The organism is Streptomyces aidingensis (assembly GCF_900112355.1).
Lineage (GTDB): Bacteria > Actinomycetota > Actinomycetes > Streptomycetales > Streptomycetaceae > Streptomyces > Streptomyces aidingensis.
Genome location: NZ_FOLM01000001.1, coordinates 890,748 through 912,312 on the forward strand (window position 1 = coordinate 890,748; position 21,565 = coordinate 912,312).

The following is a 21,565-nucleotide window of genomic DNA, read 5'->3' on the forward strand; positions in this document are numbered from 1 at the left end:
ATCCGGGCTCCCAATCGGCCTCCCGGCGGCCCTCGGCCGGACCGGGGGCCCGCGCCATGGGACCATGGGGGACAGCAAGGCGCCCGGTGCACCGCGGCGCCGCCCGACCACCCGATGAGGACCAGGACACCGAGTGCCCGCGACGACCCTTTCGAATGCGCCGGAACCGAGCCGTACCGACCCGGCCGTGATCCGCAACTTCTGCATCATCGCGCACATCGACCACGGCAAGTCGACTCTCGCCGACCGGATGCTCCAGCTCACCGAGGTGGTCGACAAACGGCAGATGCGCGAGCAGTACCTCGACCGCATGGACATCGAGCGCGAGCGGGGCATCACCATCAAGTCCCAGGCCGTGCGGATGCCCTGGGAGGCCGAGGGCACCCCGTACATCCTGAACATGATCGACACCCCGGGGCACGTGGACTTCACCTACGAGGTCTCGCGCTCGCTGGCGGCCTGCGAGGGCTGCGTCCTGCTGGTGGACGCCGCCCAGGGGATCGAGGCGCAGACCCTGGCCAATCTCTATCTGGCCATGGAGAACGACCTCACCATCGTGCCGGTGCTGAACAAGATCGACCTGCCCGCGGCCCAGCCGGAGAAGTTCGCCGCCGAGCTGGCGCATCTGATCGGCTGCGAGCCCGAGGACGTGCTGCGGGTCTCGGCCAAGACCGGCGAGGGCGTGCCCGGGCTGCTGGACCAGGTGGTGAAGCTGGTGCCGCCGCCGGTCGGCAATCCGGACGCGCCCGCCCGCGCCATGATCTTCGACTCCGTCTACGACGCCTACCGGGGCGTGGTCACCTATGTGAAGGTGGTGGACGGCCGGCTCGGCAGGCGCGAGCGGATCCAGATGATGTCCACCGGCGCCACCCATGAGCTGCTGGAGATCGGCACCAACTCGCCCGAGATGTCCGCCGCCGACGGCCTGGCCGTGGGCGAGGTGGGCTATCTGATCACCGGGGTGAAGGACGTCCGCCAGTCCCGGGTGGGTGACACCGTCACCACCCAGCACCGCGGCGCCACCGAGGCGCTGGGCGGCTACAAGGACCCCAAGCCGATGGTCTTCTCCGGGCTGTACCCGCTGGACGGCTCGCAGTACCCGGATCTGCGCGAGGCCCTGGACAAGCTCCAGCTCAACGACGCCGCCCTGGTCTACGAGCCGGAGACCTCGGCGGCGCTGGGCTTCGGCTTCCGGGTCGGCTTCCTCGGCCTGCTGCATCTGGAGGTGATCAGGGAGCGGCTGGAGCGCGAGTTCGGCCTGTCGCTGATCGCCACCGCGCCCAATGTGGTCTACCGGGTGATCATGGAGGACCACAGCGAGCATGTGGTGACCAATCCCAGCGAATTCCCGGTGGGCAAGATCGCCGAGGTGCACGAGCCGGTGGTGCGGGCCACGCTGATCGCGCCCAGCGAGTATGTGGGGGCGATCATGGAGCTGTGCCAGTCCCGGCGCGGCGCCATGCGGGGCATGGACTACCTCTCCGAGGAGCGGGTGGAGCTGCGCTACACCCTGCCGCTGGCCGAGATCGTCTTCGACTTCTTCGACGCCCTCAAGTCCAAGACCCGCGGCTACGCCTCCCTGGACTACGAGCCGACCGGCGAGCAGACCGCCGATCTGGTCAAGGTGGACATCCTGCTGCACGGCGACAAGGTGGACGCCTTCTCCGCGATCGTGCACAAGGACAAGGCCTATGCGTACGGCGTGAAGATGGCGGCCAAGCTGAAGGAGCTGATTCCGCGGCAGCAGTTCGAGGTGCCGATCCAGGCCGCCGTCGGCGCCCGGGTGATCGCCCGGGAGACGGTGCGGGCGATGCGCAAGGACGTGCTCTCCAAGTGCTACGGCGGCGACATCTCGCGGAAGCGGAAGCTGCTGGAGAAGCAGAAGGAGGGCAAGAAGCGGATGAAGATGGTCGGACGGGTGGAGGTGCCGCAGGAGGCGTTCATCGCCGCGCTGTCCTCCGATTCCGGCCCCGGCGAGGGCAAGGGCAAGAAGTAGCGCCCCGTCCCCGTCTCCCGCCCGTCTCCCGCCCGCTTCCCACCCGCCTCCGGTCCGCCCTGCCCTTCCCGGGCCGCGCGCCGCCGTGGCAAACGGGTGATCGTCGCCGCTTCCGGTTGCCGCCCCCGCCGGCCGGCCGTTGTGCAGGGCGCGGCGGCATCCGGGCGGCACGAGGGCCGTGTCCGCGCAGCAGGCCGCCGCGGAAGGGAATCCCGACGTGAAGTACGCGAAGACGGCAGCGGTGGTCGCGGGCTCGCTGATGGCGGTGGGTACCGCCGCCTCGACCGCCTCCGCGGCGCCGCGCACCGTTCAGGCCCCCGAGATGATCGGGACCGTGTGCGCCACGGTCGCCGGACTGCACAGCGTCATGGACAGCACCCTCACCATGTCCGAGCAGGAGCCGGCCGGGCGGCAGGACCCGGTGTCAAAGCTCAATGCCGGGATGGACCGCACCGTGACCGACGCGGTGGGCCGGGTGGCCGCGGCCTGCCCGGGGCCCGCGGGCGGGGAGAATCTGCTCGGCGGGCTGCCGAGCGTCCTGGGCCCGTTCTCCGAGGCCTGAACCGGCGGCCGGCCGCACGGCGCGGCACCGCACCGTCACCTTCCGTCGCCTTCCCGCCCGTCCGCGGGCGGGCGGGAAGGCCGGGCCGCAGCTCCCGCCGCCCAGGGCAGCGGCACAGCACGCGCTGTGCGGCCCGCACAGTTCCGTGCCTTCTCCGCACCTTCTCTGTGCCGTCCCGGGCCGATGCCGGACAATGAAAGGCAACATCCTGGCATCGGCGCCGCACGGCCCCTTACAGAGCCTTGAGGGCGCCCCTTAGTCTGAGCGCCACTCACGGTTACCCGTGAGTACCCAGCAGTGCGGGACCCGGAGGAACACGTGAGCGAGAAGCAGAGCCCGATCGAGAACCGCCCGCCGTCGATGGCGCACCTGTTCCTCGACCGGGTCGAGGCCACCCCCGACGCCGAGGCGTACCGCTACCCGGTGCCCGCCCCGGGCGGCGGCCCGGACGACTGGCGCGGCTACACCTGGGCCGAGGCCGCGGACCGTGTCTTCGCGATCGCCGCCGGCCTGATGGACCTCGGCATCCGCCCGGAGGAGCGGGTCGCCATCGCCTCCGCCACCCGCGTCGACTGGATCCTGTCCGACCTGGGCATCATGTGCGCCGGCGGCGCCACCACCACCGTCTATCCGCAGACCAATGCCGAGGAGACCGCCTACATCCTCAAGGACTCCGGCAGCCGGGTGCTGATCGCGGAGAACGCCGCACAGCTCGTCAAGGTGCGCGAGCAGCGCGCCGCCCTTCCCGAGCTGGCGCATGTGGTGGTGATCGACCCCGAGGGCGCGGCCACCGCCGAGGGCGAGCCCGAGGGCTGGGTGCTCTCCCTGGCAGAGCTGGCCGAGCGCGGCCGGGAGTACCTGGAGAAGCACCCGGACAGCGTGCGGGAGACCGTCCAGGGCCTGCGCCGTGAGCAGCTCGCCACCCTGATCTACACCTCCGGCACCACCGGCCGCCCCAAGGGTGTGCGACTGCGCCAGGACTGCTGGTCGTACATGGGCCACGCCATCGCCGCCATCGACCTGCTGGAGCCCGAGGATGTGAGCTACCTCTGGCTGCCGCTGGCGCATGTCTTCGGCAAGGTGCTGATCTCCGGCCAGATCAAGGTCGGACACGTCTGCGCGGTGGACGGCCGGGTGGAGAAGATCGTGGAGAACCTGCCGACCGTGCGGCCGACCACCATGGCGGCCGTCCCGCGGATCTTCGAGAAGGTCTACAACGGCGCGGCCAACGCCGCCAAGGAGGGCGGTGCCGCCAAGTACCGGATCTTCCTCTGGGCGGCCGAGGTGGCCAAGGAGTACGGCCGGGTCACCCAGGAGAACTTCCGGCGCACCGGCAACCGCTCGGCGCCCCTGGGACTGCGGGCCAGGCACGCGGTCGCCGACCGCCTGGTCTACAGCAAGCTGCGGGCCCGCTTCGGCGGCCGGATGCGCGCCGCCGTCTCCGGCTCCGCCGCGCTGGCCCCCGAGATCGGCTACTTCTTCTCCGGCGCCGGCATTCACATCCTGGAGGGCTACGGCCTGACCGAGAGCAGCGCGGCCAACTTCGTCAACCCGGGCGCGGCCTACCGCACCGGCACGGTCGGCAAGGCACTGCCCGGCCTGGAGGTGCGGATCGCCGACGACGGCGAGATCCTGCTGCGCGGCCCGGGCGTGATGGAGGGCTACCACGGGCTGCCGGAGAAGACCGCCGAGGTGCTGGAGCCGGACGGCTGGTTCCACACCGGCGACATCGGCGAGCTGTCCGAGGACGGCTATCTGCGGATCACCGACCGCAAGAAGGATCTGTTCAAGACCTCCGGCGGCAAGTACATCGCGCCGACCGAGGTGGAGGGCCGGTTCAAGGCGGTGTGCCCGTATGTTTCGAACATCCTGGTGATCGGCGCGGACCGGAACTTCTGCACCGCGCTGATTGCCCTGGACCCGGTCGCGCTGGCCGCCTGGGCGGCCGAGACGCCGGGCCTGGCGGGCAGGCCGTACGCGGAGATCGTCGCCGACGACCGGACCGTGGCGATGATCGACGGCTATGTGCGGCAGCTCAACGAGGGTCTGCAGAAGTGGCAGACGATCAAGAAGTTCCGGCTGCTGCCGCGCGACCTCGATGTGGAGCACGGTGAGCTGACCCCGAGCCTGAAGCTGAAGCGTCCGGTGGTGGAGAACGAATACCGCGAGCTGATCGAGGAGATGTACGAGGGCGCCCGCGCGTAGCGCCTGCGGCGCGTCCGCCGCTCGCCGGGTGTCCTCGCGGTCGCCGCGGTCGCCGCGGTCCGCCCTCGCACCCGGCCGGGCCGCGGCGGGCCGGGGACGCCCGTGCCGTGGCCCGGCCGGCTCCGGGCCTTCCCGGGTGGCGTGGCGGCGGCCCGGACGGGTGCGGCGCCGGGTGCGGGACAATGGAAGGCATGCCCTCCGCACTTCCCGCCGGTGAGCCCGTGCCCGCCTCGGGCGCGCTGCCGCCCGCCGCGCTGCGCGGCGCCGCGCAGCGTCCGCTCGGCTTCTACCTGCACGTCCCGTACTGCGCCAGCCGCTGCGGCTACTGCGACTTCAACACCTACACCGCGAGCGAGCTGCGCCTGGCGCAGGCCCCGGCCACGGCGTCCCGGGAGAGCTATGCCGCCACCCTCGCCGAGGAGATCCGGCTGGCCCGCAAGGTCCTCGGCGACGATCCGCGCCCGGCCCGCACGGTGTTCTTCGGCGGCGGCACCCCCACCCTGCTGCCCGCCGAGGACCTGGTGCGGATGCTGGACACCGTGCGGCAGGAGTTCTCGCTGGCGCCGGACGCGGAGATCACCACCGAGGCCAATCCGGAGAGCGTCACCCCGGCGTATCTGGCCGCGCTGCGGGCGGGCGGTTTCACCCGGATCTCGTTCGGCATGCAGTCCGCCCGCGCGCATGTGCTGCGGGTGCTGGACCGCAGCCACACCCCCGGCCGGCCCGAGCGGTGTGTGGCCGAGGCCCGGGCGGCCGGGTTCGAGCACATCAATCTGGACCTGATCTACGGCACCCCGGGGGAGAGCGACGACGACTGGCGTGCCTCCCTGGACGCCGCCCTGTCCGCCGGGCCGGACCACATTTCGGCCTACTCGCTGATCGTGGAGGAGGGCACCCGGCTCGCCCGGCGCATCCGGCGCGGCGAGCTCCCGCCCACCGACGAGGACCAGCACGCGGACCGCTATCTGATCGCCGAGGAAACCCTGGGCGCGGCCGGTTTCTCCTGGTACGAGGTGTCCAACTGGGCCGCCTCGCCGGACAGCCGCTGCCGGCACAACGACCTGTACTGGCGGGGCGCCGACTGGTGGGGGGCCGGTCCGGGCGCGCACAGCCACATCGGCGGCACCCGCTGGTGGAACGTCAGGCACCCGGCCGCCTATGCCGCCGCCCTGGCCGCGGGGCGGTCCCCGGGGGCGGGCCGGGAGACCCTGACCGCCGAGGACCGCCGCATCGAGCGGATCATGCTGGAGCTGCGGCTCTCCGGCGGCTGCCCGCTGGAGCTGCTGACCGGGGCCGCGCGGCGCGCCGCCGAGCAGGCCGTCGCCGACGGCCTGCTCGACCCGGTCCCGCACCGCGGGGGGCGGGCAGTGCTGACCCTGCGGGGCCGGCTGCTGGCGGACGCCGTGATCCGCGACCTCACCGACTGAGCGGTCCGGCCCCTGTCACCCGGCCGTCGGGCCCACGGGCGTGCCGGACCCGGCCGGGGTGTACTCCGACGGCGCCCCGCTCCGCACGCGGCCGCCGTTCCCGCCGGCGGGGGCCGCGCCGTCCTGGGGGAGGGCCTCGCCGCGGGCGTTGGCGGCGCGCAGCGCGATCACCGCCGCGGCCACCAGGAACACCCCGCTCGCCAGCAGCGCCCGCCGGTAGCCGCCGGTCAGCGCCTCCGGCGCGGCCAGCCCTTCCCTGAACAGGTCATTGGTCCGGGCGGTGGCCAGCGCCGAGAAGATCGCCAGGCCGAGCGCGGCGCCGAGCTGCTGCGAGGTGTTGAGCAGCCCCGCCGCCAGCCCGGCCTTGTCGGCCGGCACCCCGGCGTTGGCCGCCGTGGTCACCGCGACGAACACCGCGCCCAGCCCGACCGACATCACCAGCAGGCCCGGCAGCAGATCGACCGGGTAGGAGCCGTCCACCGGAATGCGGGAGAGGTAGAGGACCCCGGCCGCGCCGGTCAGCGAGCCGGCCACGATCACCGGCCTGGTCCCGGTCCGGGTGAACAGCCGCGAGGACACTCCGGCGGCGATCGCGATGCCCGCCGTCACCGGCAGATATGCCGCGCCGGACGTGAGCGCCGACCAGCCCAGCACGTTCTGCATGTACAGGGTCAGGAAGAAGAACATCGAGAAGAAGCCGGCGAAGCCCATCAGCAGGGTCACATCCGCGGCGGCCAGCCCCTTGATCCGGAAGATGGACAGCGGCGCCAGCGGATTGCGGGTGCGCCGCTCGTTGATCACGAACGCCGCCAGCAGCAGCACCGCGGTGGTCAGCCCGCCGATCGTGCGGGCGGTGCCCCAGCCGCGGTCCGGTGCCTCCACCAGGGCGTACACGGCGAGCAGCATGCCGCCGGTGGCCAAGGCCGCGCCGAGCGAGTCGAAGTTCCGCAGCCGGGCCGCGGCCCGCTCCGGGCGCTCGCCGCCCACCAGCCGGAAGACCGCCACCAGCACCACCGCGCACACCGGGAGGTTGACCCAGAACACCCAGCGCCAGTCCAGGGTCTCCGAGAGCAGCCCGCCGAAGAACACTCCGGCCGCCGCGGCCAGACCCGAGACCGCTCCCCACACACCGAGCGCGGTGTTGCGGTCCCGGCCCTCCTTGAAGGAGGTGGTGAGGATGGACAGCCCGGCCGGTGCCATCAGCGCCGCGCCGACCCCCTGCACCAGCCGCGCGGCGACCAGTACCTCCGGGCTCTGTGCCAGGCCGCCGGCCAGGGAGGCCAGGGCGAAGGTCACCACCCCGGCGACCAGCACCCGCCGCCGTCCCAGCAGATCGGCCAGCCGCCCTCCCAGCAGCAGGAAGCCGCCGTAGGTCAGCACATAGCCGCTGAGCACCCACTGAAGGTTCTGCTGCGAGAAGTCCAGCTCACGCTGGATCGACGGCAGCGCCACATTGACGATGGACGAGTCCAGGATGTCCAGGAACTGGACGGTGCAGAGCAGGATCAGCGTCAGCACGCCGCGCCGTGTCGCCAGAAACCGCTCCTCCCCTTCCGCCCGCCGGCTTCCCGCCCGCACCGCATCAGAAGTCATGATCGTCCGTCTCCCGTCCCGTAGTTAGTTGGGTAACTAACTAAGCAGGGTTCGGTTCCTGCCGCAAGGGTTATCCTGAGTCTGATGACTGACTCACCACTCGCGGAACGGCGGGCCGGCGGCCGGCGCGGCGGCAAGCGCGAGCGGCTGATCGGGGCCGCCCTGGACCTGCTCCACCGGCAGGGCGTGGCGCGCACCTCGCTGGCCCAGGTCGCCGAGGCCGCCGATGTCCCGCTGGGCAATGTCTACTACTACTTCAAGACCAAGGACGACCTGGTCCGCGCGGTGATCGATGCGCACGCGGAGCGGGTGCGGGCCACCTTCGCCGCCTACCGGGCGGCCCATCCCGACCCGCGGGACCGGCTCAAGGCGTTCGCCGCCCAGATCGGCGCCAGCGGCGGCTATGCGGCCCGCCACGGCTGCCCGATGGGCTCGCTCTGCTCCGAGCTGGACAAGCGCGAGGACGGCGGCCTGGACCAGGAATCCGCCACCCTGATGACCCTGGGCGTGGACTGGGTCCGCGAGCAGTTCCAGCTCCTCGGGCACTCCGCCGAGGACGCCGGGGATCTGGCGGTGACCTTCATCTCCGTCTTCCAGGGCGCCTCGCTGCTCTCCAACACCTTCCGCGACCCCGGCCTGATGTCCCGCCAGGCCGCGTTCCTCACTCGCTGGATCGACGACCAGGCCCGGGCGGGCTGAGCGGGCGGCGGCCGGGGCGGTGACTAGGCCGGGGCGGTGACGTGGTCGATGAGGTGTTCCACCGGGCCCAGCAGGCCGGGTTCCAGGTCCTTGTAGCTGCGGACGGCGGCGAGGATGCGGCGCCAGGCGGCGGCGGTGTCCGGCGGCCAGCCGAGTGCCCGGCAGACGCCGGTCTTCCAGTCCTGGCCGGGCGGCACCACCGGCCAGCGGTCCAGGCGCAGCGCCGAGGGTCTGACGGCCTGCCAGATGTCGATGTACGGGTGGCCGGTGACCAGCACATGCGGATCGGTGACCGCGGCGGCGATACGCGACTCCTTGGAACCCGGGACCAGATGGTCCACCAGAACACCCAGGCGGGCATCGGCCGAGGGGCCGAACCCGGCGACCACGGCCGGCAGATCGTCGATGCCGGAGAGGTATTCGACGACGACCCCCTCGACGCGCAGGTCGTCGCCCCAGACCTTCTCCACCAGCTCGGCGTCGTGGCGGCCCTCCACATAGATCCGGCCGGCCCGCGCCACCCGGGCCCGGGCGCCCGGGACGGCGACCGAACCGGAGGCCGTACGGCGGGCCGGGGCACCGGCCCCCGGGGCGGCGGGCCGGGGCGGGACCAGGGTCACCGGCCTGCCGTCGATCAGAAAGCGGCGGGGCTCCAGCGGAAAGGCGCGGTGGACGCCGAAGCGGTCCTCCAGGGTGACCGCCGGGCCGCCGGCGGTCTTCTCGGTGCGGATGACGGCGCCGCAGAAGCCGGTGACCGAGTCCTCCACGACCAGCCCGGGCTCGGCGGGCACATCGGGGACCGCGGCGGGCCGGCGCTTCCAGGGCGGGGTGAGATCGACGTCGGAGTACCTGTCCACGGGGTGAGAATACGGGCGCCGGTCCGGCCGGGGACGGTCAGACGCGGAACCGGCGGGCCAGGGCGTCGCGCTGCGCCCGCACAAAGGCGGCGTCGACGACCGCGCCGTGCCCGGGCACATAGCGGGCGTCCGGCCCGCCGAGGTCCAGCAGCCGGTCCAGCGCCGCCGGCCACCACGCGCGGTGCGCGTCCGGTCCGGCCTGCGGCTCGCCGGACTCCTCCACCAGATCGCCGCAGAACACCACGTCCGGCCCGGCGCCGTCGCCCGGCACCAGCACCGCCAGATCATGGGCGGTGTGCGCCGGGCCCGCGTTCAGCAGCACGGCCCGCCGCCCGCCGCCCAGCGGGACCACCAGCTCGCCCGACACCTCGTGCCGCGGCACCGGAAGCGCCTCCGCCGCCTGCTCCGCGGCCTCCCGGGCCAGCCCGTGCCGGACCGCGTCCTCCGCGATCTGCTGCCGGCCCGCCGGGGAGAGCAGGGAGGAGAAGCCGACGGCGGCATGGACCTCGGCCCCGGACAGGGCACCGGCACCGAGGACATGATCGAAGTGCGGATGGGTGAGCACCACATGGCGCAGCGGAACGGGGAACCGGGCGGCCAGTTCCCGGCGCAGCCGGGCGCCCGTGCCCAGGGTGGCCCCGGCGTCGACCAGCAGCAGCGCGTCGTCACCCGCCACCGCGCCCACGGTGGCGTCCCAGCCCGGCAGGCGGCGGCGGACGACGCCCGGCGCCGGCTCCTCCCAGCCGCCCGGCCCGCCGTTCCCGCCGTTCCCGGGGTCTTCCCAAGAGCTCTCCACGCTGCGAGGTTAACCCTGCGGCGGCGGATGGCTGTGCGGGGCACGATACCGTCGGGCAGACCGCACTTTCCCTGGCTGTGGTACCCGGCCGTACACTGGCTCAGGGAGGCTGGCACTCGGTGGCTGTGAGTGCCAGGCGGCCACCAGCAGCAGGCAGCGGCAGGCAGCAGCAGGAGCGGACCGACGGCCGGACGGGAGGTGTGCGGCATGCTGAGCGAGCGCAGGCTCCAGGTTCTGCGGGCGATCGTCCAGGACTACGTGGGCACCGAGGAGCCCGTCGGGTCCAAGGCGCTGACCGAGCGGCACAACCTCAATGTCTCGCCCGCCACCGTGCGCAACGACATGGCCGCGCTGGAGGACGAGGGCTACATCACCCAGCCCCACACCAGCGCCGGCCGGGTCCCCACCGACAAGGGCTACCGGCTGTTCGTGGACCGGCTCGCCGAGATCAAGCCGCTCTCCCCGGCCGAGCGCCGCGCCATCCAGAACTTCCTGGGCGGTGCCGTGGACCTGGACGACGTGGTGAGCCGCACCGTGCGGCTGCTGGCGCAGCTCACCCGGCAGGTCGCGATCGTGCAGTACCCGTCCCTGACCCGCTCCACGGTCCGCCATGTGGAACTGCTCCAGCTCGCCCCCGCCCGGGTGATGCTGGTGCTGATCACCGACACCGGCCGGGTCGAGCAGCGGGTCATCGACTGCCCGGCGCAGATCGGCGAGAGCAGCCTGGCCGATCTGCGCGCCCGGCTGAACGCCCGGGTGGTCGGCGAGCCCTTCAACCAGGTCCCGCTGCTGGTGCAGGATCTTCCCGAGTCCTTCGACCGGGAGGACCGGCCGACGGTCAACGCCGTGCTGGCCACCCTGCTGGAGACCCTGGTCGAGGAGACCGAGGAGCGCCTGATGGTGGCCGGCACGGCCAATCTCACCCGGCTCACCCACGACTTCCCGCTCACCCTCCAGCCGGTGCTGGAGGCGCTGGAGGAGCAGGTGGTGCTGCTCAAACTGCTGGGCGAGACCCAGGACACCGAGATGCAGGTACGCATCGGGCACGAGAACCCGCACGAGAGCCTGACCTCCACCTCGGTGGTGACGGTCGGCTACGGTACCGGGCACGAGGCGGTGGCCAGGCTCGGTGTGGTCGGCCCGACCAGGATGGACTACCCCGGAACGATGGGAGCCGTACGCGCTGTGGCCCGGTACGTCGGACAGATCCTCGCGGAGAAATAAGTGGCGACTGACTACTACGCGGTTCTGGGCGTCAGCCGTGACGCCTCCCAGGAGGAGATCAAGAAGGCGTTCCGCCGCCTGGCCAGGGAACTGCATCCGGATGTGAACCCCGATCCGAAGACCCAGGAGCGGTTCAAGGAGATCAACACCGCCTACGAGGTGCTCTCCGATCCGCAGAAGAAGCAGATGTACGACCTGGGCGGCGATCCGGTCGGCGGCTCGGCGGGCGCCGGGGCGGGCGGCTTCGGCCCCGGCTTCGGCAGCTTCTCGGACATCATGGACGCCTTCTTCGGCACGGCCGCCCAGCGCGGGCCCAAGTCGCGCACCCGGCGCGGGCAGGACGCCATGATCCGGCTGGAGGTGGAGCTGAGCGAGGCCGCGTTCGGCACCACCAAGGAGATCCAGGTGGACACCGCGGTGGTCTGCAAGACCTGCAACGGCGAGGGCGCCGCGCCCGGCACCTCGGTGCAGACCTGCGACATGTGCCGCGGCCGGGGCGAGGTCTCGCAGGTGACCCGCTCCTTCCTGGGCCAGGTGATGACCTCCCGGCCCTGCCCGCAGTGCCAGGGCTTCGGCACCATCGTGCCCAGCCCGTGCCCGGAGTGCGCGGGCGACGGCCGGGTGCGGGCGCGCCGCAATCTCAATGTCAAGATCCCGGCCGGGGTGGACAGCGGCACCCGGATCCAGCTCGCCGGCGAGGGCGAGGTCGGCCCCGGCGGCGGCCCGCCCGGCGATCTGTATGTGGAGATCCGCGAGAAGCCGCACGAGATGTTCCAGCGGCGCGGCGACGACCTGCACTGCACGGTGACGCTGCCGATGACGGCCGCGGCGCTGGGCACCAAGGTGCCGCTGGAGACCCTGGACGGGCTGGAGGAGGTCGACATCCGGCCGGGCACCCAGTCCGGGCAGTCGATCCCGCTGCGCGGCCGGGGCGTCACCCATCTGCGCGGCAACGGGCGCGGCGACCTGGTGGTGCACGTGGAGGTGCAGACCCCGTCCAAGCTCGATCCGGAGCAGGAGGAACTGCTGCGCCGGCTGGCGCAGTTGCGCGGCGAGGAGCGCCCGGCCGGGCAGTTCCAGCCCGGCCAGCAGGGCCTCTTCTCCCGTCTGAAGGACGCCTTCAACGGCCGCTGAGGCCCGCGGTGCCGGGGCGCGCCGCTGCTGCGGTGCTCATCGGGTGTGTGCGGCGGCGTGCGGGGTTCTGGCCGGATGGCGGGAGAGGAACGGGGACGATGAGCGCTCCGGTGTTCGTGTGCGCGGCGGCGGCCGGGGCGGGCCCCGGGGACACGGTGTGGCTGGACGGGGCCGAGGGCCGGCACGCCGTCTCGGTGAAGCGGCTGCGGGCCGGTGAGGAGATCGTGCTCACCGACGGCCTGGGCAGCGGCGCGGCCGGCCTGGTCACCGCGCTGGAGGGCAAGGACCGGCTGGCCGTGCTGGTCACCGGGACCCGCCGGGAACCGGCGCCCGCCCCGTCCCTGACCGTGGTGCAGGCCCTGCCCAAGGGCGACCGCGGCGAGCTGGCCGTGGAGACCATGACCGAGACCGGGGTGGACACGATCGTGCCCTGGTCCGCCGCCCGCTGCATCACCCAGTGGCGGGGCGAGCGCGGCGCCAGGGCGCTGGCCAAGTGGCGGTCCACCGCCCGGGAGGCGGGCAAGCAGTCCCGGCGGCTGCGCTTTCCCGGGATCGCCGGGCTCGCCACCACCGGGGAGGTGGCCGGCCTGCTGGCCGGGGCCGGCCTGGCCGCGGTGCTGCACGAGGAGAGCAGCACCCCGCTGGCCACCGTGCCGCTGCCGGACGAGGGCGGCATCGTCCTGGTGGTCGGTCCGGAGGGCGGCATCGCGCCGGAGGAGCTGGCGGCCTTCGAGGCGGCCGGGGCCACCGCCGTCCGGCTCGGCCCGACGGTGCTGCGCACCTCCACCGCGGGCACCGCCGCCGGTGCCGCCGTGCTCTCCCGCACCGCCCGCTGGCGCTGACCCGCCGCCGCGGCGGACCGGCGCCGGCGGGCGGTCAGCCGCCCCGGAGGCGTCAGACGTGGGGGTGGCCGGGCTGGATGTCGCGGGGGTCGTCGGGGTGGCGGCGCAGCAGCAGGATGGCGGTGAGCAGACCGCCCCAGACAATGGCGATGGCCACGAGCATCATCACGATGGCGGAGGCGGACATTACGGGCGCTTCCCTTCGTCGGGGGTGCTCGGGGCGCCGGGGACGGGAGCGGCTTCGGCGCCGGCCGCCGGGCGGCGGCGCCAGGGGATCAGGGTGAGCAGGACGCCCAGCAGGATCGCGCCCGCCGCCACCGCCCAGCCGGAGTAGACCAGGAACGAGGTCGGATAGCCCTCGTAGTTCTCGTCGAATTCGTTGACCAGGCTGTCGATCATCATCCAGCCCAGCACCAGCGGTGTGATGATCCCCAGGCAGATCCGCCACCACATGCCCAGCCGGACCGCCGAGGTGGCGTCCGCGTCGGCCTGGAGCGCGGGCAGCCTGCGCAGCAGCCAGGAGACCGTGATCACCACCGCCAGCGCGGCCAGCGCGATGCCGTACTGGTTGATGAAGTGGTCGGCCGCGTCCAGGAAGTACAGCCCGCCGTCGGTGGAGAACAGCAGCACCGAGACCACCCCGGTGACCCCGCCGACCAGCAGCACCGAGCGGGTCCGGCCCAGTCCGGTGCGGTCCTGCACCGCCGAGACGATCACCTGCACGATGCTGATCAGCGAGGAGAGTCCGGCCACCACCAGCGAGCCGAAGAACAGCAGCCCGAACAGCCAGCCGGCCGGCATCTCGGAAATCACCTGCGGGAAGGCCACGAAGGCCAGGCCCAGTCCGGAGCCGGAGACCTCGTCCACCCCCACGCCCGCCTGGGCGGCCATGAAGCCCAGGGTGGCGAACACCCCGATCCCGGCGAGGATTTCGAAGGAGCTGTTGGCGAACCCGGCGACCAGCGCCGAGCCGGTCAGATCCGAGCGCCGCCGCAGATAGGAGGCATAGGTGATCATGATGCCGAAGCCGATGGAGAGCGAGAAGAAGATCTGCCCGTAGGCCGCGACCCACACACTGCCGTTGTTCAGCTCGCCCCAGTCCGGGGAGAACAGCGCGTCCAGCCCGTCCGCCGCCCCGTCCAGGGTGAGCGCCCGGATCACCAGGATCGTGAAGAAGATCACCAGCAGCGGGATGAAGATCTTGTTCGCCTGCTCGATGCCGCGCCGCACGCCCATGGCGAGGATCGCCAGCACCACGATCCAGACCGCGATCAGCGGCACCGCCACGCCCGGGACGAACGCCGAGACGTCCCCCGGTTCGTCGGCCAGCTCCAGGAAGTCGGCGAAGAGGAAGGTCTCCGGATCGTCCCCCCAGTCCTGTCCCGCCGAGAAGCCGACATAGCGCACCGCCCAGGCCAGGATGACGGCGTAGTAGGTGGCGATGACGAAGCAGATGGCCACCTGCCACCAGCCCAGCGCCTCGGCCGGCCGGGCGAGCTGATGGAACGCGGCGGGCGGCGAGGCCCGGTACCGCCGCCCGATCGTGTATTCGAGGATGAGCAGCGGAATGCCGGCCGTCACCAGCGCCACCAGATACGGCAGCAGAAAGGCACCGCCACCGTTCTCGTAGGTGACGGCGGGGAAGCGCCAGATGTTGCCCAGTCCGATGGCCGAGCCGATCGCGGCGAGGATGAAGCCCGCCCGGGTGGCCCACTGTTCCCGCGGCCGGTGAGCCTGCTGAGCCATGACACCGTCCCGTCCTGGATGGTCACTTTTCCGGTATTCCGGGGTTTTGGCGATGTCTGGCACGTTAGCAGTGAGTTCGTCCCTTCGCCCGTCCGTGCGCACCGTCCGCGCCCGTAAGGGTGGCGGGGTGCTCTTCCGCACTGTCGGAGCGGACTCTTAGGGTTCCAGGGTGAGCCAACCTGCCTATTTCCGTTTCCCCCATCTGCGGGGCGACGTCATGACCTTCACCGCAGAGGACGATGTCTGGGCCGCCCCGCTGGACGGCGGGCGTGCCTGGCGGATCAGCGCCGACCACGCGCCCGTCAGCACTCCGCGCATATCGCCCGACGGCACCCAGGTCGCCTGGACCTCCACCCGGGACGGTGCCCCGGAAGTGCATCTGGCCCCGCTGGACGGCGGTCTGTCCCGCCGTCTCACCCACTGGGGCAACGGCGAGTCCGGCGTCCGCGGCTGGCTGCCGCCGGGCGAGGGCACCCCCGCGGGCGGTGGTCCGGAGATCCTGGCCATCACCGCCCACGGCCAGGCGTCCGACCGCCGCACCTGGGCCCATGCCGTGCCGGTGGACGGCGGCCCGGCCCGCCGGCTGCCCTACGGCCCGCTGAGCTCGGTGGCCTTCGGGCCGGACGGCGCGGTGCTGCTGGTCTCCGCCGGCCAGAGCCGCGGCCGGGACGGTGCCCGCTGGAAGCGCTACCGCGGCGGCACCGCCGGCAAGCTGTGGATCGACCGGGAGGGCGACGGGCAGTTCGTCCGTGTCCACGCCGGGGTCGACGGCAATCTGGAGTGGCCCATGTGGGTCGGGGAGCGGATCGCCTTCCTCTCCGACCACGAGGGCACCGGGGCCGTCTACTCCTCCCTGCCCGACGGCACGGATCTGCGCCGGCACGGCCCGCTGGACGCCGGCTACGCCCGCCAGGCCGCCACCGACGGCAAGCGGATCGTGTACGCCTGCCGCGGCGAGCTGTGGCTGCTGGAGGACCTGGCGGAGGGCGCCGGGCCGCGGAAGCTGGAGATCCGGCTCGCCGGGCAGCGCACCGCCCGGCAGCCCCGGCCGGTCAGCGCCGCCCGCTGGCTGGGCGAGGCGGTGCCGGACCACACCGGGCGGGGCAGCGCGGTGGAGGCCCGCGGCACCCTGCACTGGGTCACCCACCGGGAGGGCCCGGCCCGCGCGCTGTCCGTCACCCCGGGCGTCCGGGCCCGGATGCCGCGGGTGTTCCGGCTCGACGGTGCCGAGCATGTGCTGTGGGTGACGGACGCCGAGGGGGACGACGCGCTCGCCCTCCGGGCCGCCGCGCCGGAGCCGGACGCGCCCGGTCCCCGGCTGCTGGCCGCCGGGCGGCTGGGCCGGGTACTGGACCTGGCGGTCGCCCCGGACGGCAGCCGTGCCGCGGTGGCCGGCCACGACGGGCGGGTGCTCCTGATCGAGCTCTCCGACGGCACCGTGCACGAACTGGACCGCAGCGAGACGGCCGAGGCCGACGGGCTGGTCTTCTCCCCGGATTCCCGCTGGCTGGCCTGGTCGCACGCGGGCATCGAACCGCTGCGGCAGTTGAAGATCGCGCATCTGGAGGACCGCAGTGTCGCCGAGGCCACTCCACTGCGCTTCCGCGACTTCTCGCCCGCGTTCACCCGGGACGGCAAGCATCTCGCCTTTCTCTCCGAGCGCACCTTCGACCCGGTGTACGACGCGCATGTCTTCGACCTGTCCTTCACCGCTGCCTGCCGGCCGTATCTGCTGACCCTGGCGGCCGACACCCCCTCGCCGTTCGGCCCGCAGCGGCACGGCCGCCCGGTGGGCGGCGCCGCCGCCAAGGAGGACTCCTCGCCCGAGGGGGAGACCACCGCGGCGGACACCCCGGGCGAGCACCGGCAGCAGGGCGAGGGCGAGAACGAGAGCGCGGAGCGGGAGCAGTCGCGGGAACAGGGGGACGGCGGGACGGAGCAGGAGAAGGACAAGTCCCAGGACAAGGACAAGTCCCAGGACAAGGACAAGGGGAAGTCCCAGGACAAGGGGAAGGGGAAGGACAGGGACGGCGAGGCGCCGAGGACCCGGGTGGATCTGGAGGGGCTGGCCGACCGCATCGTGCCCTTCCCGGTCGACGCCGGCCGCCTCAGCGGCCTGCGCAGCTACGCCGGCGGTGTGCTCTGGCTGGACCACCCGGTCAGCGGCGAACTCGGCAGCTCGGTCGGCGCCCCCGGCCACAGCCGCCCCACCACCGCCCTGGTCCGCTACGACCTCAACAAGCTGCGCGAGTCCACCGTCACCGGCGACGCCGACGACTACGCGATCACCGGTGACGGCAAGCAGGTGCTGCTGGAGCAGCACCGCGGCCTGCGCCTGGTGCCCGCCGACGCGGACGCCGACTCCATGGATGAGGAGGACGAGCGCTCCGTCACGGTGGATCTGAGCCGGGTGCGGATCACCGTCGACCCGTCCGCCGAATGGCGCCAGATGTACGAAGAGACCGGCCGCCTGATGCGGGACAACTACTGGCGCCCGGACATGAACGGCGTGGACTGGGACGGCGTGCTGGAGACCTACCGCCCGGTCCTGGAGCGGATCGCCACCCACGACGACCTGGTCGATCTGCTCTGGGAGGTGCACGGCGAACTGGGCACCTCGCACGCCTATGTGGTGCCGCCCGGCCGCCCCGGCCTGGCCGCCCGCCGCCAGGGCCTGCTGGGCGCGGACATCTCCCGGCACGCCGACGGCCGCTGGCGGGTGGACCGCATCCTGCCCTCGGAGACCTCCGATCCGCAGGCGCGTTCCCCGCTCGCCGCGCCGGGTGTGGCGGTCCGCCCCGGGGACGCCATTGTGGCGGTGGACGGTGTTCCGGTCGATCCGCTGACCGGTCCGGCGCCGCTGCTGGCGGGCACCGCGGACAAGCCGGTGGAGCTGACCGTCGCCCCGGCGGACGGCGGCCGGCCCCGGTATGCCGTGGTGGTCCCGATGGACGACGAGGAGCAGTTGCGCTACCACGCCTGGGTGCGGGACTGCCGGGAGCGGGTGACCCGGCTCTCCGGCGGCAGGCTGGGCTATCTGCATGTGCCGGACATGGTCAGCAGCGGCTGGGCGCAGCTGCATCGCGATCTGCACACCGAGGTGGCCAAGGAGGGCCTGATCGTCGATGTCCGGGAGAACCGCGGCGGGCACACCTCCCAGCTCGTGCTGGAGAAGCTGACCCGCCAGATCCTGGGCTGGGACGTGGTGCGGGACAGCACCCGCCCGGTGAGCTATCCGATGGACGCGCCGCGCGGCCCGATCGTGGCGATCGCCAATGAACACGCCGGTTCGGACGGGGACATGGTGACCGCGGCGATCAAGATCCTGGGGCTGGGACCGGTGGTCGGCACCCGCACCTGGGGCGGCGTCATCGGCATCGACTCCCGCTACCGGCTGGTGGACGGCACTCTGGTCACCCAGCCCAAGTACGCCATCTGGCTGCGGAACTTCGAGTGGGGCGTGGAGAACCACGGCGTGGATCCGGATGTCGAGGTCCCAATCCCGCCGCAGGACCACGCGGCCGGGCGTGATCCGCAGCTCGACGAGGCGGTGCGGCTGGCGCTCCAGGCGCTGGAGCGCACCCCGGCGGCCCGGCCGCCGGAGCTGCCGCCGCTGCCCGGCGCCGCCGGGTAGCGGCGCGGGCGGGTGCCGCCGTCCTCCCGGCCCGGGGTGCCGTCACGGTGCCCCGGGCCGGTCGTGCGCCGGTGACGGTGCCGGGGGGAAGACCGGCGATTTGACGGATGTGGGCGCCGCTCTGCTGACGCGAGCATGACGACACTCCGCGCCGCACGGGCGCGGAGACACGGTCGTCCCCTCACTCGCGTAAGGAGCGCACCCCCACATGGAGCCGCAGCACCGACGCAAGAACCGACTCCGCCGCCGTCTCGCGGCGTTCACCGCCGTCCTGGCCCTGGCCGCCGGCGGTGTCGGCGTCACCCAGCTCAGCACCGCCGCCCAGGCCGCCCCGCAGGACCACTGGCGCGGTCCGGACCCGACCGAGCGCAGCATCGAGGCGCTGCGCGGTCCCTACCCGACCTCCACCACCTCGGTCTCCTCCCTGGCCGCCCGGGGCTTCGGCGGAGGCACGATCTACTACCCGTCCAGCACCTCGGAGACCTTTGGCGGTGTGGTGATCGCCCCGGGCTTCACCGCGGGGGAGTCCAGCATGTCCTGGCTGGGCCACCGGCTGGCCTCGCAGGGCTTCGTGGTGTTCACCATCGACACCAACACCCGGCTGGACCAGCCGGCCTCCCGCGGCGACCAGTTGCTGGCCGCGGCCGACTATCTGGCCGAGGACAGCAGCGTCCGCGGCCGGGTGGACGGTGACCGGATGGCCGTGATGGGCCACTCCATGGGCGGCGGCGGGGTGCTGGAGGCCACCGCGGACCGGCCCTCGCTGAAGGCCGGGATCCCGCTGACCCCCTGGAACCTGGACAAGACCTGGGGCGAGGTGCGCACGCCCACCCTGATCATCGGCGCCTCGGCGGACTTCATCGCCTCACCCACCTCGCACGCCACCCGCTTCTACACCGGACTGCCGTCCTCCACCGAGAAGATGTATCTGGAGCTGTCCGGCGCCTCGCACTTCGCGCCCAACATGAACAACACGGAGATCGCCAAGTACTCCATCGCCTGGCTGAAGCGGTGGGTCGACGAGGACACCCGCTACACGCGGTTCCTCTGCCCGCCGCCCTCCGACGGCTGGCTGAGCGAGTTCTCCGATGTGCGTGCCACCTGCCCGTACTGACGGGCGGCGGCATCCGGCGGCATCCGGCAGCATCCGGCCGTCCTGCCCGTACGGCGGCCCGGATCGTATACCGGCGCGGCGGCTGTCCCGCGCCCCGGCGGCACCGGCTTCACGCCGGTGCCGTCCGGCGTTCCACGGGAGCGGCGGGTTCCGACCGGTCAGTATGTGACCGGTGATTTAGCCGATGCCCATTCCGCCGTAACGCCATGAACATGTCGGTGTTCGTTTCCCGTCACCCCCCACCCCAAGGGAGCGCACTGCTCATGGAGCCGCAGCACAAGCTCAAGCGAAAGCCCCGCCGCCGTCTGGCGGCGTTCGTCACCGCGCTGGCCCTGGCCGCCGGCGGTGTCGGCGTCACCCAGCTCAGCACCGCCGCCCAGGCCGCCCCGCAGGACTACTGGCGCGGTCCGGACCCGACCGAGTCCAGCATCGAGGCGCTGCGCGGTCCCTACTCGACCTCCACCACCTCGGTCTCCTCCTTCGTCTCCGGCTTCGGCGGCGGGACCATCTACTACCCGTCCACCACCTCGGAGACCTTCGGCGGAGTGGTGATCGCCCCCGGCTTCACCGCCTACCAGTCCAGCATGTCCTGGCTGGGCCACCGGCTGGCCTCGCAGGGCTTCGTGGTGTTCACCATCGACACCAACTCCACGCTGGACCAGCCGGCCTCCCGCGGTGACCAGTTGCTGGCCGCCGTGGACTACCTGCGCAACTCCAGCAGCGTCCGCGGCCGGGTGGACGGCAGCCGGATGGCCGTGATGGGCCACTCCATGGGCGGCGGCGGCAGCCTGGAGGCCGCCAGCGACCGGCCCTCGCTCAAGGCGGCGATCCCGCTGACCCCCTGGAACCTGGACAAGACCTGGGGCGAGGTGACCACCCCGACCCTGATCATCGGCGCGGAGAACGACTCCATCGCCTCGGTCTCCTCGCACGCCATCCCCTTCTACACCAGCCTGTCGTCCGGTACGGACCGCATGTACCTGGAGCTGGACGGCGCCTCGCACTTCGCGCCGAACAGCAACAACACCGCGATCGCCAAGTACTCCATCGCCTGGCTGAAGCGGTTCGTGGACGAGGACACCCGCTACGAGCAGTTCCTCTGCCCGCTGCCCTCCGACGGCTGGTTCAGCGACTTCTCCGATGTGCGCGGCAACTGCCCGCACTGACGCCCCGCCCCGCCCGGCTCCGCCGAACCGCTGAGCCGCTGAACCGCTGAGCCATCCGCCCACCGCGCCGGCCGGTACGGCATGTACCGGCCGGCGACGGGGGCACCGACCGCCCCCGCGGCACGGACCGGCCGGCCCACCGCCGGTCCGACGCCGCGGGGGCGCGGGTGCGCCCGGGCACCGGCGGCCAGCCGGTAACATCCCTGCATGGCTGGAGAACCGCAGGCGGACTGCCTGTTCTGCAAGATCGTGGCGGGCGAGGTCCCGGCGACCGTCGTGCGGGAGACGGAGACGACCGTCGCCTTCCGGGACATCAATCCGCAGGCCCCCACCCATGTGCTGATCGTGCCGCGCAGGCACTACCGGGACGCCGGTTCGCTGGCCGCCGCCGAACCGGCCGTGGCCGCCGATCTGCTGACCACCGCCGCCGCGGTGGCCGCCGAGGAGAAGATCGGCGAGACCGGCTACCGGGTCGTCTTCAACACCGGCTCCGGCGCCGGGCAGACCGTCTTCCACACCCACGCCCATCTGCTCGGCGGTCGCGGCCTCAACTGGCCGCCCGGCTGAGCC

At 72.7% G+C, this 21,565-nt stretch carries 17 protein-coding genes; 12 read left to right on the forward strand and 5 right to left on the reverse strand.

Annotated features, from left to right (window positions below):
• Positions 1 to 133 precede the first annotated feature (133 nt).
• From lepA to hemW, 4 genes are all read left to right on the forward strand, one after another.
• Positions 134 to 1,996, forward strand: a complete 1,863-nt coding sequence (lepA, locus tag BM242_RS03895; protein WP_093837129.1) for a translation elongation factor 4 — start codon at positions 134 to 136, stop codon at positions 1,994 to 1,996.
• Positions 1,997 to 2,213: 217 nt separating this feature from the next.
• Positions 2,214 to 2,558, forward strand: coding sequence for a hypothetical protein (locus tag BM242_RS03900; RefSeq protein WP_139238253.1), 345 nt, complete (start codon positions 2,214 to 2,216; stop codon positions 2,556 to 2,558).
• Positions 2,559 to 2,918: 360 nt separating this feature from the next.
• Entirely contained in the window at positions 2,919 to 4,763 is a 1,845-nt protein-coding gene (locus tag BM242_RS03905) for an AMP-dependent synthetase/ligase (RefSeq protein WP_093837343.1), read from the forward strand.
• A 191-nt stretch (positions 4,764 to 4,954) separates the two neighbouring features.
• The gene (gene hemW / locus BM242_RS03910; protein WP_093837131.1) at positions 4,955 to 6,190 is read left to right on the forward strand and encodes a radical SAM family heme chaperone HemW; all 1,236 of its coding nucleotides are present in this window, start codon (positions 4,955 to 4,957) and stop codon (positions 6,188 to 6,190) included.
• Between the two features lie 15 nt (positions 6,191 to 6,205).
• Here the strand turns inward: hemW and BM242_RS03915 are convergent, their stop codons facing one another.
• Positions 6,206 to 7,783 (reverse strand): MFS transporter, encoded by a 1,578-nt coding sequence (locus tag BM242_RS03915; RefSeq protein WP_093837132.1) that lies wholly within the window; start codon positions 7,781 to 7,783, stop codon positions 6,206 to 6,208.
• Positions 7,784 to 7,867: 84 nt separating this feature from the next.
• Here BM242_RS03915 and BM242_RS03920 point away from each other — a divergent pair, with 84 nt between their 5' ends.
• Positions 7,868 to 8,482 carry a TetR/AcrR family transcriptional regulator gene (locus BM242_RS03920; RefSeq protein ID WP_093837133.1) on the forward strand — a complete coding sequence of 205 codons (615 nt, stop codon included), beginning with the start codon at positions 7,868 to 7,870 and terminating at the stop codon, positions 8,480 to 8,482.
• A 23-nt stretch (positions 8,483 to 8,505) separates the two neighbouring features.
• Here BM242_RS03920 and BM242_RS03925 read toward each other — a convergent pair whose 3' ends face one another.
• Together BM242_RS03925 and BM242_RS03930 are read right to left on the reverse strand one after the other, a co-directional pair.
• Positions 8,506 to 9,339, reverse strand: coding sequence for a DUF3097 domain-containing protein (locus tag BM242_RS03925; RefSeq protein ID WP_245833779.1), 834 nt, complete (start codon positions 9,337 to 9,339; stop codon positions 8,506 to 8,508).
• A 37-nt stretch (positions 9,340 to 9,376) separates the two neighbouring features.
• Positions 9,377 to 10,135, reverse strand: coding sequence for an MBL fold metallo-hydrolase (locus BM242_RS03930; protein ID WP_093837135.1), 759 nt, complete (start codon positions 10,133 to 10,135; stop codon positions 9,377 to 9,379).
• Between the two features lie 207 nt (positions 10,136 to 10,342).
• Here BM242_RS03930 and hrcA point away from each other — a divergent pair, with 207 nt between their 5' ends.
• The 3 genes from hrcA to BM242_RS03945 all read left to right on the forward strand — a co-directional run bounded on the left by hrcA (position 10,343) and on the right by BM242_RS03945 (position 13,335).
• On the forward strand, positions 10,343 to 11,359 hold the full coding sequence (hrcA, locus tag BM242_RS03935; RefSeq protein WP_093837136.1) for a heat-inducible transcriptional repressor HrcA: 1,017 nt from the start codon (positions 10,343 to 10,345) through the stop codon (positions 11,357 to 11,359).
• The gene (gene dnaJ / locus BM242_RS03940) at positions 11,360 to 12,493 is read left to right on the forward strand and encodes a molecular chaperone DnaJ (protein ID WP_093837137.1); all 1,134 of its coding nucleotides are present in this window, start codon (positions 11,360 to 11,362) and stop codon (positions 12,491 to 12,493) included.
• Positions 12,494 to 12,591: 98 nt separating this feature from the next.
• Positions 12,592 to 13,335 carry a 16S rRNA (uracil(1498)-N(3))-methyltransferase gene (locus BM242_RS03945; protein WP_093837138.1) on the forward strand — a complete coding sequence of 248 codons (744 nt, stop codon included), beginning with the start codon at positions 12,592 to 12,594 and terminating at the stop codon, positions 13,333 to 13,335.
• A gap of 52 nt (positions 13,336 to 13,387) precedes the next feature.
• On the opposite strand, the gene BM242_RS03950 is transcribed toward BM242_RS03945, so the two are convergent.
• Positions 13,388 to 13,522 carry a methionine/alanine import family NSS transporter small subunit gene (locus BM242_RS03950; RefSeq protein WP_093837139.1) on the reverse strand — a complete coding sequence of 45 codons (135 nt, stop codon included), beginning with the start codon at positions 13,520 to 13,522 and terminating at the stop codon, positions 13,388 to 13,390.
• Positions 13,522 to 15,081 (reverse strand): sodium-dependent transporter, encoded by a 1,560-nt coding sequence (locus BM242_RS03955; protein ID WP_093837140.1) that lies wholly within the window; start codon positions 15,079 to 15,081, stop codon positions 13,522 to 13,524. Before BM242_RS03955 ends, BM242_RS03950 begins: the two co-directional genes overlap by 1 nt.
• Positions 15,082 to 15,250: 169 nt before the next feature.
• On the opposite strand from BM242_RS03955, the gene BM242_RS29985 reads away from it, so the two are divergent.
• From BM242_RS29985 to BM242_RS03975, 4 genes are all read left to right on the forward strand, one after another.
• The gene (locus tag BM242_RS29985) at positions 15,251 to 18,715 is read left to right on the forward strand and encodes a S41 family peptidase (RefSeq protein ID WP_483883319.1); all 3,465 of its coding nucleotides are present in this window, start codon (positions 15,251 to 15,253) and stop codon (positions 18,713 to 18,715) included.
• A 208-nt stretch (positions 18,716 to 18,923) separates the two neighbouring features.
• The gene (locus BM242_RS03965; RefSeq protein WP_093837142.1) at positions 18,924 to 19,829 is read left to right on the forward strand and encodes an alpha/beta hydrolase family protein; all 906 of its coding nucleotides are present in this window, start codon (positions 18,924 to 18,926) and stop codon (positions 19,827 to 19,829) included.
• Between the two features lie 263 nt (positions 19,830 to 20,092).
• Positions 20,093 to 20,995 (forward strand): poly(ethylene terephthalate) hydrolase family protein, encoded by a 903-nt coding sequence (locus BM242_RS03970; protein WP_093837143.1) that lies wholly within the window; start codon positions 20,093 to 20,095, stop codon positions 20,993 to 20,995.
• A 207-nt stretch (positions 20,996 to 21,202) separates the two neighbouring features.
• Entirely contained in the window at positions 21,203 to 21,562 is a 360-nt protein-coding gene (locus tag BM242_RS03975; RefSeq protein ID WP_093837144.1) for a histidine triad nucleotide-binding protein, read from the forward strand.
• Positions 21,563 to 21,565: the final 3 nt, after the last annotated feature.